This window comes from Pelagicoccus sp. SDUM812002 (assembly GCF_031127835.1).
In the GTDB taxonomy this organism is placed as follows: Bacteria; Verrucomicrobiota; Verrucomicrobiia; order Opitutales; family Opitutaceae; genus Pelagicoccus.
Genome location: NZ_JARXHX010000001.1, coordinates 870,157 through 883,453, shown reverse-complemented (window position 1 = coordinate 883,453; position 13,297 = coordinate 870,157). Strand labels below are relative to the sequence as shown.

The window sequence follows — 13,297 nt, the reverse complement described above, 5'->3', positions numbered from 1 at the left end:
GGGCTGTCGCTCGCGACATGCCGCGTTGCAAGAGGCTATTCGGGATAAGCCGCTGGGCAGTGAGGCGCGGCGCGAGCGCCGACCCTACAGGGTTGAAAAACGTTGTGTTTTGTATTGGGTGTTCTTTGTGGAACGAAGATTACAGGTGCGGAAAACGCAGACACTGAGGCGTGGTCGGGTATCTGTTCCGAACGCTCGCTATTTTATTACGATTTGTACGCGAAAACGAAAACCTGTACTGTGTCGAAACGAGGCTTGGGAAGAGATTATGACTCAACTGGAACATCAGGAAGCTGAGGGTGATTTTTCACTGTGCTGTATGGTGCTGATGCCGGATCATGTGCATGTCGTTTTCCGGCTAGGGACACGGCTTAAACTTGGTCAAGTTGTTGGTAAGTTTAAGAGTAGGCTGGCTGGACTCGCCGATTGGCAGGACGGTTTCTACGATCATCGACTGCGATCGGATGAGGGCGAGGAGGCCTATGGTCTTTATCTTTTTATGAATCCCTATCGTGCTAATTTGATTTCATTGGATAAGGATTGGATATTTTGGAAGCGATGCAGAGCGGTTCCGTTTGCGTTTGAGGAAGTGTTGGCTGCAAAGGGGAACGTTCCAATTCAGTGGATCACGGAGAGCGAGGCCGTTAGAATTGCCTTCCTAGAAAAGGATACATTGTAGGGCTGTCGCTTGCGACATGCCGCGTTGCAGGCGGTCACTCGGGATGAGTTGTTGGGCAGTGCGGTGCGGCGCGAGCGCCGACCCTACAGTATATAATAGTTAGAAAGTCTGTTTGCTAGCGCTCTATTTTTCACCCTTCCTGTAGAAACCTCGTTATGAATTATATTCCACGCTCTCTATTTTTTTCTCTTGTACTGATTCTGTCGACCTCGCTGTCATTCGTTCCGCACGCTTTGTCGCAAGCGGACCACGAATCAGACCTCGTGATTTACGGCGCCACTTCGGCAGGAATCGCTGCAGCCCTACAAGCTGAGCGCATGGGGTACAGCGTTACCTTGATTGAACCTTCGGATCACATCGGCGGATTGACCACAGGTGGCCTCGGGCAAACAGACATCGGTAACAAACAAGTTATCGGAGGAATCGCTCGCGAGTTCTACCAGCGCGTTAAGACCCACTACGCGTCGGACGAGGCATGGGAATGGCAAGGGCGATCAGATTATCGCGATGGTGGACAAACCCGGACCGAGGCTGGCGAGGATGCGATGTGGACCTTCGAGCCAAAGGTGGCCTCCGCGATCTTTTCCGAGATGTTGAAAGAGGCTGGAATTCAAGTGAAGACGGGGGAGCGTTTGGACCGGTCGGGAGTGGGAGTTAAGAAAATCGGTAGTCGTATTCAATCCCTGGAAACGGAATCTGGAAAGCTGTACAAGGGAAAGGTCTTTATCGATGCCACCTACGAAGGGGACCTCTTGGCGGAGACGGGTGTGTCCTATGCGGTTGGTCGCGAAGCGAATGAGCAGTACGGCGAAACGCTGAACGGCGTACAAGCTGGACTTTGGGCTCCCACGCTGGAGCGAGGGCTTTCGACAAACGCAGCGAATCACCAGATCGCGCCTGGCGTTTCAGCCTATCGAGAGCCCGGCCATCCGGAGAGCGGCGTCCTGCCTTTCATCGTCGCGGGCGGACCCGGAATCGAAGGAAGTGGAGATGACGGCGTTCAGGCCTACTGTTATCGCGCTTGCCTAACTGACCACCCAGAAAATCGTATTCCTTTTGCGAAGCCTGAGTCTTACGACGAACTTCATTACGAGTTGCTCTTTCGGCATGTGGAGGCGGGGGGCTCCTTCTATTGGATCAATAGTGCGATGCCCAACCGAAAAACGGATACGAACAACGGAGGTGGGTTTTCTGGTGATTTCATTGGAATGAACCATGCGTATCCTGAGGCTAGTTACGACGAGAGGAAGGCGATCGAACAATCGCATAAGGACTACCAATTGGGCTTGTACTGGTCGCTCGCTAACCATCCTCGGGTACCTCAGTGGATACGGGATGACGTTTCTCGTTGGGGATTGCCCAAGGACGAATATGAGGAGACAGATCATTGGTCTCCTCAACTCTACATTCGCGAGGCGAGACGGATGATAGGTCAACTCGTGATGACGCAGCATCATTGCGAAGGCTTGGAGGTCGTCGAAGATAGCGTTGGCATGGCGGCTTATGGAATGGATTCGCACCACGTGCAGCGCTATGTCGATGCCAATGGTTACGCTCAAAACGAGGGCAATGTGCAGGCCCATGTCGCGGCTCCTTATCCGATCAGCTACCGGAGCATGCTTCCCAAATCCGGAGAAGCGGACAATTTGGTGGTGCCGGTTTGCGTATCTTCGACGCATGTCGCCTTTGGCTCGATACGAATGGAGCCAGTATTCATGGTTCTAGGACAATCTGCTGCGACGGCAGCTTGTCTCTCGATCGAGGCCGATAGCACCTTGTCAGAGTTGGATGTTTCAGCGTTGCAGGCCCGACTGTTAGCGGACGGGCAAATCTTGGAAAATTGAAGAGGGGTGGATTCGCCCCTTACAGACTTCAGGCCTTAGCTGGGTCCTCCGACAGCTCCTCTTGAGCTTCCTCGTCGATGAGGATCGGTTTGCCCACTGCCATGAGGGTTGGTACCGCACAGGCAGTGAGGAGTAGGCCGACGAAAAGGAAGCCAACACCGAAGGACCAGGTCCGGTGCTCATAAAGTTGATACGCTTGGTTTTCTCCGGAGAAATAGATGATCTCAACGTCGTCGTTCACGTTGGCGAAGGCGTTTCGGCGGCTTCCGATAGCCAGCGTAAAGTCTTCTGAGCTTCCATCGTCTCGGTCAACGGTGGCCGTGTAGGTGAAACGGGTGTAGTAATCTCCTTCCGGAATTTCTTTTCGGTAGCGAATCAGTTGCGGTTCTCTATCAGGTTCGTTGCGTTCGATGCGGGTGATACGAGCGTTTTCTTGTTCGCCGAAAAAGTAGCGCACGGAGGGATCCCAGATGAGGACGCACCCTACAGCGGTGAGTAATAGGCTCCCGATTAGGAAGGCGAGTTTAGCGAAGTACTTGTCGGGCGTATAGTACCAGCGACCGTCTGCCGCTTTCGCTATATTGGCTTCGTCTTTATACAATTCTTCGGGGGTCATCGTTTTAGGTCCTCCTCAGCTCCGTAGCGACGGATAACACCCTTCTTCTCGATGTAGATGATGAAGAAGATGATGGCGAAGCCAATGAGGTCGCTCGCAATTTCAAGGGTCTTGCTGGAAAAGAAATACTCGTACTCTCGCTCGGTGTGCCTACTTCGCGGTGTGTTTTCAGGAATGCTCACGTAGAAAGGTTGGGAGGCCAGCACGTCGGCCAAGCGGAGGTAGGTTTCGGTGGCTAAGCTTTGCGGGAACGGTTGGTCCGGCAAGAGGGAGGCGAGTCGGTCTCGAATTTCATTTGCCCGCGAACGGGTCAACCAGTCGGAGGTGTTGGCAGCCGCGGCATTGGTAGCGAGTTCGATTTCGAAGCGGTATCGGTTGTTCGCCACTTGCTGAGCGCTTACGTCTTCGATCGCTTGCTCTTGCGTAAGCGCCTCGGCCAGCAGGGAAGTATCCGAGTTGAGGGCGTTCTGCGAGATGTTCAGTTCGAAGCTCAAGCGTTGTTGGCCGTTGCTTTGAGATCTTTCGGCGGAAGAGATTGTGAACTGCTGGTTACCGCGACCGAGTCCGCTTTGGAAGATGCTGTTGATGGAGTTCGCAAGTTCGAAGGCGGCTGGAACTTTGCTTTGTCCTGTATTCAAAATCCGGTAGAGGCTAGTGAAATTTGGATCGAACTTTGCTTGGATGTTTAAGCCAGGTATCTCTCCGCTGATGACTTCCACTTCCACTTCGGATCTCCAGCGTGAGCTCGATTGCTCGCTGTCGCTGGCGGTGACCTGGTATTGCGGGCCGTTGAGGTTTTGCTCGAGTAATTCGACCTGCTCTGCGGGAAGTTTCTCGATGGTAGTCACCGAGAGAAATAGGGTATCGTCTTCGAAACGCGCGTCGCGTAATTGGGCTCCCGCTTCGAAGAGCGTGTCGCCGAGCACGCCGTAGAGCTTTTGGTGCAGCTCGGATTTGCCGTTCTCGAGTTCTTGGTTGATCGCTGCGGTGCGGGCTTTCGCCGCTTCGATTTTTTCGTTAATCGCATCGCGTTCCACATCTTCGAGGAAGGGCGAGGTGACTTCCGCTTCGAGGCTGGATAGCTCGTTCTTGAGGTCCTTGAGTTCCGCAAGATTGTCGGAGGTGCCATCATCGTTGCGATGTATCCACCAACGCATGGACGTTTCCTTGTCGACGCCGTATTGATGGATTGGGCGTAGTACATAGTCGTCGGGATCGAGTCCGGTCGACTCGATTTTGGAGCGGAGCTGAGCCTCGTTTATTTCGTCAGGGAAGGTCGTTGCGGTTTGGTAGCCGGCTTGCGGGAAAAACCAGACGGACCACCAAACGAGCCAGACTCCCACAAAAAGGAGAACGAGGCTGCGGAAGAGGTTTTGGAAAAGGTATGTACCCGCGCTGGCGGAGCCCATGCGGCTGCGCTTCACGTACTCCATCATGAGCGGATAGGTGACGACCGACTTCACCATCATAAAGGCCTGCGTGATGTTTCCGATGACGATGATTTGCAGGAGGGTGGGACGGTTGTCTGGCTGAAAGGCTACGAACACCGTGTAGAAGATGTTCATGATGAGCGAGCCAGCTGACGCTAGGACGAAGGTTTGAATTTTGCCGAAGCGGTCAGCGAACCATCCTGCGGCCAGGGCGAAGGTAATGGAGAAGATTGCTCCAACAGCCATAGTGTTACCCATGTCTTGCAGCGAGTAGCCCCATTGCTCGGTATACAGGAGCGGCTGGAAGATCCCCAGGTTGACCGAGAACATGATCGTAACGAAGACGAAGAGGTAGATCGGCAGTAGGTCTTTTGCGAATACGTCTTGATAGAAAGACTTTATGAAGTGGACGAATATGGATTGTCCGGGCTTGCGTCCGTCGTTGATACTGCCCCCATCGGGAGGCTTGATTTCACGGAAGCCTAAGCCTTCGAAGGCGGAAATACCGAGGAGCACGAAGGCGCAGAGGCAAAACATGATGGCTCCGCCGCTCATCTCGGTAATGAAGCGGAAGGGGCCCATGAAGTAATAGTCGTCGAAACGCCCGAGCAGCAGGAAGAAGAAGATGATGTTGCCGAACTGCACGGAGGCCTGGAAGAAGCCGGATAGGCGCCCGCGTTGGGGAGGCGGGACGACTTCGTAAATGAGAGCTTGGGTCATGCTGCCAAAGCTTCCCGCGAGGCTGAAGCCCCAGCGCAGTAGGATAAGCACGATGACATTCGGGGCGAAGGGCATGGCCAGCAGGCAGAGGGCACGTCCGGTGTCGGCGATCACCACGAAGAACTTACGACGTCCCCATCTTGTCCATACACGGTCGCTGAGCCAGGAGATGAAGGGTGCTCCGAAGAGGTTGATATAGATCTCCATGCTGATCAGACCCATGATGGCGGCCGGGTTGTCCATGAACTTCTTCATGAGCAGCAGGAACGGGGCGTGGATAACCGATTCTCCGTAAATCGTCAGCAGGAGCGGAAGCTGAGCGTAGAAAAGCCAATGGACTGGGACCTTTTTCTTGCGGGTTATGATCATGTAAAGGCGGGAGAGGCAGGGACTTTCGGTTGGGGTCTGAGGCGCGAGGTGGCGCCTTCAATTGGGGGAAAGAAAGGTTATAGCTAGCCGGTTTAGGTCAAGGCGAGCGCGATGAGAATATTGTCTTATTAATCCGTTAACTCGGGGTTCGGTCAGCAAGGGTTCGCTCGCAGGCGATCGAGCATCGACCGCAAACTCGCTCGGGCGAGGCCGATGCAGGTATCGCAGGCACCATAATAGAGGAGCAAGGTGTCGCCCTCTAGCAGGCAGGAGGTGGGGAATACGACGTTAGGGATGTAGAGGCCAACCCGCTCGTAATAGGCTTCTGGCTCAAAAAGAGGCAGTGGGCAGCGGGCGAGGATTTTGCGAGGGTCTTGCAGGTCGAGCAACATGGCTCCCATGCGGTAGGTGACGGCTTTGACGGAGGCGTCCGTGGTTTCGACGCCGTGGTAAAAGAGCAGCCAACCGGCGTCGGTGCGTATGGGTGGACAGGAGCCGCCGATGCGGTTGTTTTCCCATGGGAAATTTGCCCGGGCGAGGATCTCAGGCTCTTTCCAGTTCCGCATATCCTCTGAGTAGCTGAGCCAGATGGAGGAGCTTGTGGCTTCTAAGGGGCGTCGCAGCACGGCGTAGCGGCCGGCGATCTTTTCGGGGAAAAGGATGACGTTTCGATCGTCGGTATCCGGCGAGGTGATCCAAGAGTGGAAGCTCCAGTTTTGGCCGTCGTCGGAGACGGCAAGTCCGGAACGGGTGAGGTTGTCGGAACGCCCGCTGGCGACATTGGCTGAGCCCTTTTGATCGGCGGCGGGAGCAGGCGGGAGATCGGGAAAATCGGTCTCGTGGGACTCGGGCACGCCGACCCCGGTCGGGTGGGAGGACCAAGCGTAGGGACGGTAAGCGAAGGTGAGCCACCAGCGTCCCTCGAGCCGCGTGACACGAGGGTCTTGCACGCTGCCGATGGGGCTGCCGCACATGGCTGGGGTGAAGACGGGTTCCGCGCTGGCGACTTCCCACTTCACGCCGTCGTCGCTGCGAAGCAGTCCCAAATGGCAAATGAAGGGGCGGAGTCCGCCTGCGCAGCGATCGAGCATCCAGTATTGTTTGCCATCGTGAAAGACGGCTGGATTAAAGCTGACGGCGCGGCGCCAGGCGGGTTGTCCTGGAGTGACGATGGGGTTGGCGGGCTCGCGAGTGAAAAGTGGTTCTTGGATCATTTATTCGAGTATGAAGGGGAGTTATGGATACAGATAGGGTGAGTATCAATATTTGAAGCTGTATCGGGACTTTAGGTACGCTGTTTGCAGCGGGAGGAGGTGAATTCGATCCCTTGGCTAGATCTGGGCAGCTAGGAAGTGGGTGGCGGCTTGCAGGACTTTGGCCTGTTGGCTGCGATTGTCGCCGACGGTGTCGTGACCGACATTGTCGAAGATTTTCAATTCGCTGTGAGCGTTGGCGGCCTGCCAGGCGGCGTGGGCGATTTCGCCTTGGCGTGCGTGGACGACTCGGTCTTGGCTTCCGTAGATGAAGAGGGCGGGCGGGAGCTGACCGGATGCGTAGCTGACGGGACTGGCGAGGTGGTAGAGTCTGGGGTTTTGTTGGTAGGTGGCGCCAAGGAGCTCGTGTTCGGCTCCGGGGGATTCATTGCGATCGAACCAGCGGGCAACGTAGTCGAAGCAGCCCCAGAGGGATATAAGCGCGGCGGGTTTGTTTTCCTCTTCCGAGAGGGACTGCAAAGGACTGTTGACTGCGAGGTGAGCGGCTTGCAGGACGCCGGCGGACTCGCCAGATACGGAGATGCGAGTGGGGTCGATATTGAGTTCGAGTGCCTGTTGCTGAACCCAACGCCACGCGAGCGTGGTCTCGTCGAGGATGGCGGGAAAGCTGGGTGTGTTTTGAGTGGCGAGTCGGTAGGAAGCGGATACGGTGGTGATGCCAAGTGAGAGGGCCAGCGTTTTGGCGAGCTCGCCGCAGCCATTGGGGTCGCCGACGATGAAGCCTCCGCCGTGAAAGGCGAGCAGTCCGGGCATGGGCTGGGCCGGACGAGAGTTAGGGCGATAGATAGTAGCGTAGATGGGAGGGCCTCCCGCGAGGGAGCCGAGCGGGCGATTGAATTCGATGTCTACGCCGGGGCAAGGTTCGTGGCCTTGGCGAAGGAGGATGGAGTCGAGTTGAGCTTGGGAGAGAGGATTGGGTTTCATGCGGAAAGTAGAGCTCTGGGAAGGAGGCGAGCAGGGCGGCGATGGTTTGTCAGCAGCAGGGTTGGGAAAGCGGCAGCCCTGTCATTTGATTTAGAGGTTAATTCGTTAAGTGAGAACGAAGAATTTTAACGGGAGGGGTTAACGGTTTGATGGGAGGATGATGTGACGAAGTAGTCTAGATTTGTTCATGGTAGCCTTAACCCCAACCCCATTCCCATAAATGAAATCACCCCGAGCCGGTTTTGTCGGTTTACCCGTCGAACGCAGTGAAAGAAGCCAAGTGCTGCTTTACCGTCTCGATGTGGAAGGAGATGTCGGCGAAGTCGAGGGTGGGGTTTGGATACACCTTTTTGCCGAGACTCGATATCGTTTGTGGGTGAACGGAAAATTTGTTTCATCGGGGCCGGCTCGTTTCGTGCAATCGTCTCCCTGGTTCGACAGTGTGGACCTAGGGCCGTATTTGACCTCGGACTCGAACTGTATTGCTGTGGAGGTGCATCACTATGGGTGCTCGTCCTTTCAAACGATGCCGGGCGGACGCGATGGATTTATTGCTTGGGGCGGCGGTGATGGGTTTGAATTTAAGACTCCCGGAAACTGGAAGGTCCGAAGCTTGCCAGGCTGGGCGAAGGATGCAGCCCTCTACAGCTTTGCCCTCAACGCTTGCGAGATCCGCGACACGCGGGCTACGGAGGATGCGTGGTATCTGCCGGGAGCGTTGAGCGAGGGTTGGGAGGCAGCTCGTCCGCTGCCCGCGGCGGAAAGGGTTTGGGGCGAATTAGCGCCGAGAAATGTTCCAATGCCGCTTTTCGAAAGGGCGGAACCTGATCGGTTGGTCGTTTCCGGCGAACTTGCTGACATAGGCCATATCTTTGGACTCCATTTTCCGGATACGTATTTGGGGCCGCCGGGATCGATTGAGAAAGGACTTTCGAAAGCGTTTCAATTCTGGGTTGCCTCCGATGAGGAGCAGACCGTCGCGTTCTGGTATCATTGGGGAACGTATTGGGTCAATGGAGACAGAATTGGCGAGGATGCGGAGGAGCTCGCTGGCCTGCGCATGGTGAGCGAGGTTTCGCTGAAGAAAGGGTGGAATTGTTTTTGTGGCTTCGCGAACTATCCGCCCAATACGGTTTATTGGGATTGCCTGTTTCGACTGCCGCACGGGTTGCGTGTTTCGGCGTTTCCCGAGGACGATTGCGAGGATCGTTTGAGGGTATCGCCACTGATTAGCGAAGAGGAGCGATGCGACTGGGTAATCGGAGGAGAACCTCGAAATGATGCGGGTTGGGTTACTGCCGAAGGTGATCCCAGGAATATCACGCCGGCTCGCCTCATGGCGTGGCAGCGACTTCGAAATGTGTCTGAAGGAGATCCGGAATCGAAGCGCGGATTGGTTTGGGTATTCGACTTTGGGCGAGAGGTTTTGGGTCATGTCGAAATCGAGATAGAAGGGGGAGAGGGGCAGGTCTTAGATGTGGGATTTGACGAATGGCAACAGCCCAGTGGTTTGATTGACCTCTACCGGACCAACCCGTTTGTCCACACGGTCGATCGCTATATCCTGCGAGGCGGAGGATCGCAAAAAATCGTCGGACTGAATCCCCGTGGAGGTCGGTTTGTTCAGGTTGTCGTGTACCCACCAATACAGAAAAGCAGTTTTCAATTGAAGGCCGTTAGAATTATTGAAACGCGAACGATGAGGGGAGCGGAGGGCTCGTTTAGCGATGGTGATCCAATTGACGAAGCCATATGGAGCGCCTCTCTTAATACGGTGATCGGCAGCGCGGAAGATGTGTATTCAGATTCCCCGTGGCGCGAGCGTGGAGCTTACATTGGCGACTTCACTGTCAATCAGCTTGTGCAGTGTTTGATCGGTTCGGACCTGCGAATTGCGAAGCGTTGCCTGCAATTATTTGCCCAAGCCCAACGCGACGATGGACAGTTTGCCTGCGTGGCGCCCGCTTACCATCGTATGGCCCATGAAGATTTTTCGCTGATATGGGTGCTTGGACTTTGGGAACATTGGTCTCTGACGGGAGATACGTTTCTCGTCGATGAGTTGTGGCCGAATCTAGAGCGTCTGTGGGCGAGTTCGGTCTGGCATGAAAACGCGGCCGGTTTGTGGGGCACAGAAGGAATGAATCTTTTCATCGACTGGGGCGTGGTTCTAGAGGAGCGGGAAGGGCAAGCGAACGCTGTCCTAAACGCTTTCCGTATCCATGCCCTGGAAAAGTCTGCTTCGCTCGCTCGGAGTACCGGACGAGAGAAACAGGCTGAATCGTTTTTTGAGGAAGCCCAAAGGATTAGGGCGGCGTTCTCTTCGACGCTTTGGGTTGAAAGCGAGGGACGTTATGCGGCCTGTACCAGAAAGGATGGTACGCTCTCCTCTACTTCGTCCGGCCATGCCAATTTGCTGGCTTGGGCCTTCGAGATTGGAACGGCGAATCAGCTCGGTCGCGTACAGGAGTACCTCTTCGACTTTCTGGATCGAAATTACGAGAAGGGGATTGCGGAAGGCAGGTTTGCGGGACACATTGAACTGTACTTTTTCCGTTACCTTCTTTCAGCTTTGGCGGAACGCGGTCATGGTGAACGAGCCTTACGGTTGATTCGGCAGCATTGGGGGCCATTGGTGAAAGATGGATTTGGCACGCTTCCAGAGTGTTTCCATCGATTCCAAGTAGGGTTGGGTAGCCGCTGTCACGGATGGAGTGGGTATCCAGCAGTTTGGTACACGAAGTGGGTACTGGGATTGAGGCAGGAAAAATCGGGCGACCCTGACCGCTGGGTTCTCGATCCGTTGAGAGTAGAGCGAATCGAACACGCATCGGGTGTTCAGCCTCATCGTCTCGGCACGATCCGAGTCGAGTGGGAGCGAAAGGAGGATGGGAACTTGGAGATGAACATAGCGGCACCTGAGGGCGTTAGCGTGAGGTGTGCAGAATGTTTATAGACACTTATTACACTAACCCCTAACCCAGAGTATATTAGTAATTATGAAAACACGTATCGCATTATTGTTTTCCGGGCTGATTCTCAGCTTCTTTGGTGTAGCAAAAGCGACCGCTATGGAGGTCGGAACGAACTTTTGGTTTCTGGCGAACTGGTCTGGTGAGCAGCCCTTTAAGGAGGATGTCGATTGGTCTGACGCGTACGCAAATGGTGACGATATTTGGAATCCGACTTTTATCGACGAGCTTGATCCCTATACTGTCCTGCGGTTTATGGACTGGGGTGGGACCAATAACTCGAAGGTCGAGTTTTGGTCGCAGCGCCGCCCCGCGACGGACGCCGGTAATGAATCGATCGGGTTTATCTCGCAGAGCTCTTCGCTTACGGCAGGTCTTGCCTACGAGTGGATGATCGATTTATGTAATCGTACGGGGAAGGACATGTGGGTATGTCTGCCACATAAGTCTGACGCTACTTACTGGTCGAATCTAGCTCAGTTGATTTACAGTGATCTAGATCCGTCGCTGAAGGTCTATATTGAATATTCCAATGAAACTTGGAATGGCGGTTTTGCTCAATTCCAGTATACTATCGACAAAGGAGTGGCTGGCGGGCTGCCGGGTTCCAATCAATGGTACAAGGGGGGTGCCTACAGTGTTTATCAGTCGTTAGGAATCTTCCATGCGTTCGAGAATGTGTTTGGTGTAGACTCGCCGCGTATTGTAAAAGTCGTTTCTGCGAGTGGTAATCTTGATATTGCACGGAAAGCGATTGATAACGTAGTCAATTCTTCGTCCTGGAATCCCAATGGAATAACGGTGGATGCCTTCGCCAATGCGCCTTATGTCGGCTCGGGGCTAGATGGAGCCGACGCTAGCATCGCGTCGCAATTCCGTACCAAGACTGATCAGAGGATTGCCGGGAGCGTGGCTAGCAGTGTAAGTATTGCGACTGATTTTAATCTCGTGCTCATCACCTACGAAGCGGGCCAGCATTTGACTGATAATGCAGATCTTTGGTCAGCGAATCCTGCGATTTACGATGAGTACCTGTATATGCTTGACGAAATGGATGAGCATTTTGCGCTTTTTATGCATTACACTCATGCTGGAAATTGGACGTCGGGAGGAGCGTGGGGAGCTAAAGAATATACGGGCCAGCCTCTGACTCAAGCACACAAATACCGCGCCTTGGTTGATTACGTTGATGCATCGACGCCGGGAAGCGGCGGAAGCAGCACTGTGGTAGTAACTCCCACCGACGATCGTGACACGCAGAGTGACGTGGCAGCGGGCACGAATTCGCAAATCGCAATCAGCGCGTATAATACATCCTTCTTTCGGTTTGATTTATCCAGCTTCTCAGGCCCCGTGTCCTCCGCAAAGCTGCGTTTATTTCGAACGGGTTCTTCAAGTGCCCTGACGGCTGATGCGTACTTAGCTGGTAGCGACTCCTGGACTCAATCCGGCTCGGTTCCGCCCGCTGGTTCGACTTTGATGGGCAGCGCCGCGGTTTCGGCAGGAACGGGTTGGATGGAAATCGATCTTGATCCAAGTTTAGTACAAGCCGAGGTAAGTGGTGACGGCATTATTTCACTGGGTTTAGAAAGCAATCTTGGAGGTTGGACTTTTGTTTCCTCGCGAGAAGGAGCGAACCCGCCCGAGCTGATGCTAGGTGGAAGCAGTACGTTCACTTTGAACCCAATTGCGGATCGAGACGGGCAAAGTTCGAATTCTGGTACGAACGCCGGTATCTATGCCAGTATGTGGAATACGATCACCGTGAAGTTCGATGTCTCCGCGATACCCGGTTCTGTTGCTGACGCAACTTTCCGAATTTATAAGCAATCAAGCAGCTCAGCGCCCACCGTTTCCGCCTACGCCGGTGCTTCGGATTCGTGGTCTGAGACGGGGAGCTCTACTTCGTCAACCGGCTCGGCTCTTGATGCGGCCACAGTGGGTTCGAATGCGGGTTGGATTGAGTTTGATGTGACAGCTTTGGTCGCTGTGGAAGCTGTAGGCGACGGGATCGTGACGATTGCTATTAAAACTGATCAAAGCAGCTGGACTCAGTTCGTGGCGCGAGAAGGCAGCCAGCCTCCCGAGCTGGTACTGACTTCACAATAACGGTTGGGGTCGCGTTTTTCGTTTCACCGCTACGGAGGTTCTACCGTAGCGGCTTTTTTTTCGGAAAGCCGAGTGGTGAAAAACTGTAGGGATGGGGCATGCTAGACGCCGTCGTTCAGGAGTAGTCGCTAATGGTAATTATTGTTCTAAACCGCCGATTCCCACGATTTGAGCGCTAAAATTTTAGTTGGAAAAACAGTGTACCGTGTGGGGACGCGTTAACGAAATTTATAAACGGATTTATGCTATAATCAATAGTGTGTCGGTTCGTTTTGGGTAATCAATTTTAGCAAGTATTTATAAAACCCTGCTAAAGTAACGAGTGGAGAATTGATCCGTCGTTTCTAGCCCCCTATCTAA

General features: G+C 54.3%; 8 protein-coding genes. 4 read left to right on the top strand and 4 right to left on the bottom strand.

Annotated elements, in window-relative coordinates:
• Together QEH53_RS03665 and QEH53_RS03660 are read left to right on the top strand one after the other, a co-directional pair.
• Positions 1 to 679 (top strand): transposase (locus QEH53_RS03665; protein WP_309021773.1); only part of this gene is annotated, 679 nt, incomplete at its 5' end.
• Positions 680 to 834: 155 nt separating this feature from the next.
• Entirely contained in the window at positions 835 to 2,523 is a 1,689-nt protein-coding gene (locus tag QEH53_RS03660) for an FAD-dependent oxidoreductase (RefSeq protein ID WP_309021772.1), read from the top strand.
• A gap of 28 nt (positions 2,524 to 2,551) precedes the next feature.
• Here the strand turns inward: QEH53_RS03660 and QEH53_RS03655 are convergent, their stop codons facing one another.
• The 4 genes from QEH53_RS03655 to QEH53_RS03640 form a co-directional block, all read right to left on the bottom strand.
• Positions 2,552 to 3,139: a hypothetical protein gene (locus tag QEH53_RS03655; protein ID WP_309021771.1), complete on the bottom strand. Its 588-nt coding sequence runs from the start codon at positions 3,137 to 3,139 to the stop codon at positions 2,552 to 2,554.
• Positions 3,136 to 5,658, bottom strand: coding sequence for an MFS transporter (locus QEH53_RS03650; protein WP_309021770.1), 2,523 nt, complete (start codon positions 5,656 to 5,658; stop codon positions 3,136 to 3,138). The genes QEH53_RS03655 and QEH53_RS03650 overlap by 4 nt, the downstream gene beginning before the upstream one ends.
• Before the next feature lie 152 nt (positions 5,659 to 5,810).
• Complete coding sequence (locus QEH53_RS03645; protein ID WP_309021769.1) at positions 5,811 to 6,872, bottom strand: hypothetical protein; 1,062 nt, start codon at positions 6,870 to 6,872, stop codon at positions 5,811 to 5,813.
• A gap of 117 nt (positions 6,873 to 6,989) precedes the next feature.
• Positions 6,990 to 7,856, bottom strand: a complete 867-nt coding sequence (locus QEH53_RS03640; RefSeq protein ID WP_309021768.1) for an alpha/beta hydrolase — start codon at positions 7,854 to 7,856, stop codon at positions 6,990 to 6,992.
• A gap of 220 nt (positions 7,857 to 8,076) precedes the next feature.
• Between QEH53_RS03640 and QEH53_RS03635 the strand changes: the two genes are divergently transcribed.
• On the top strand, positions 8,077 to 10,812 hold the full coding sequence (locus QEH53_RS03635; protein ID WP_309021767.1) for a family 78 glycoside hydrolase catalytic domain: 2,736 nt from the start codon (positions 8,077 to 8,079) through the stop codon (positions 10,810 to 10,812).
• Positions 10,813 to 10,855: 43 nt separating this feature from the next.
• A complete protein-coding gene (locus QEH53_RS03630; RefSeq protein ID WP_309021766.1) occupies positions 10,856 to 12,937 on the top strand; it encodes a DNRLRE domain-containing protein in 2,082 nt (693 codons plus the stop codon).
• Positions 12,938 to 13,297: the final 360 nt, after the last annotated feature.

Coding starts and splice junctions, on each gene's coding strand:
- QEH53_RS03650 (WP_309021770.1), bottom strand. CDS start 5,658: ATGATCATAACCCGCAAGAAAAAGGTCCCAGTCCATTGGCTTTTCTAC.
- QEH53_RS03655 (WP_309021771.1), bottom strand. CDS start 3,139: ATGACCCCCGAAGAATTGTATAAAGACGAAGCCAATATAGCGAAAGCG.
- QEH53_RS03660 (WP_309021772.1), top strand. CDS start 835: ATGAATTATATTCCACGCTCTCTATTTTTTTCTCTTGTACTGATTCTG.
- QEH53_RS03645 (WP_309021769.1), bottom strand. CDS start 6,872: ATGATCCAAGAACCACTTTTCACTCGCGAGCCCGCCAACCCCATCGTC.
- QEH53_RS03640 (WP_309021768.1), bottom strand. CDS start 7,856: ATGAAACCCAATCCTCTCTCCCAAGCTCAACTCGACTCCATCCTCCTT.
- QEH53_RS03635 (WP_309021767.1), top strand. CDS start 8,077: ATGAAATCACCCCGAGCCGGTTTTGTCGGTTTACCCGTCGAACGCAGT.
- QEH53_RS03630 (WP_309021766.1), top strand. CDS start 10,856: ATGAAAACACGTATCGCATTATTGTTTTCCGGGCTGATTCTCAGCTTC.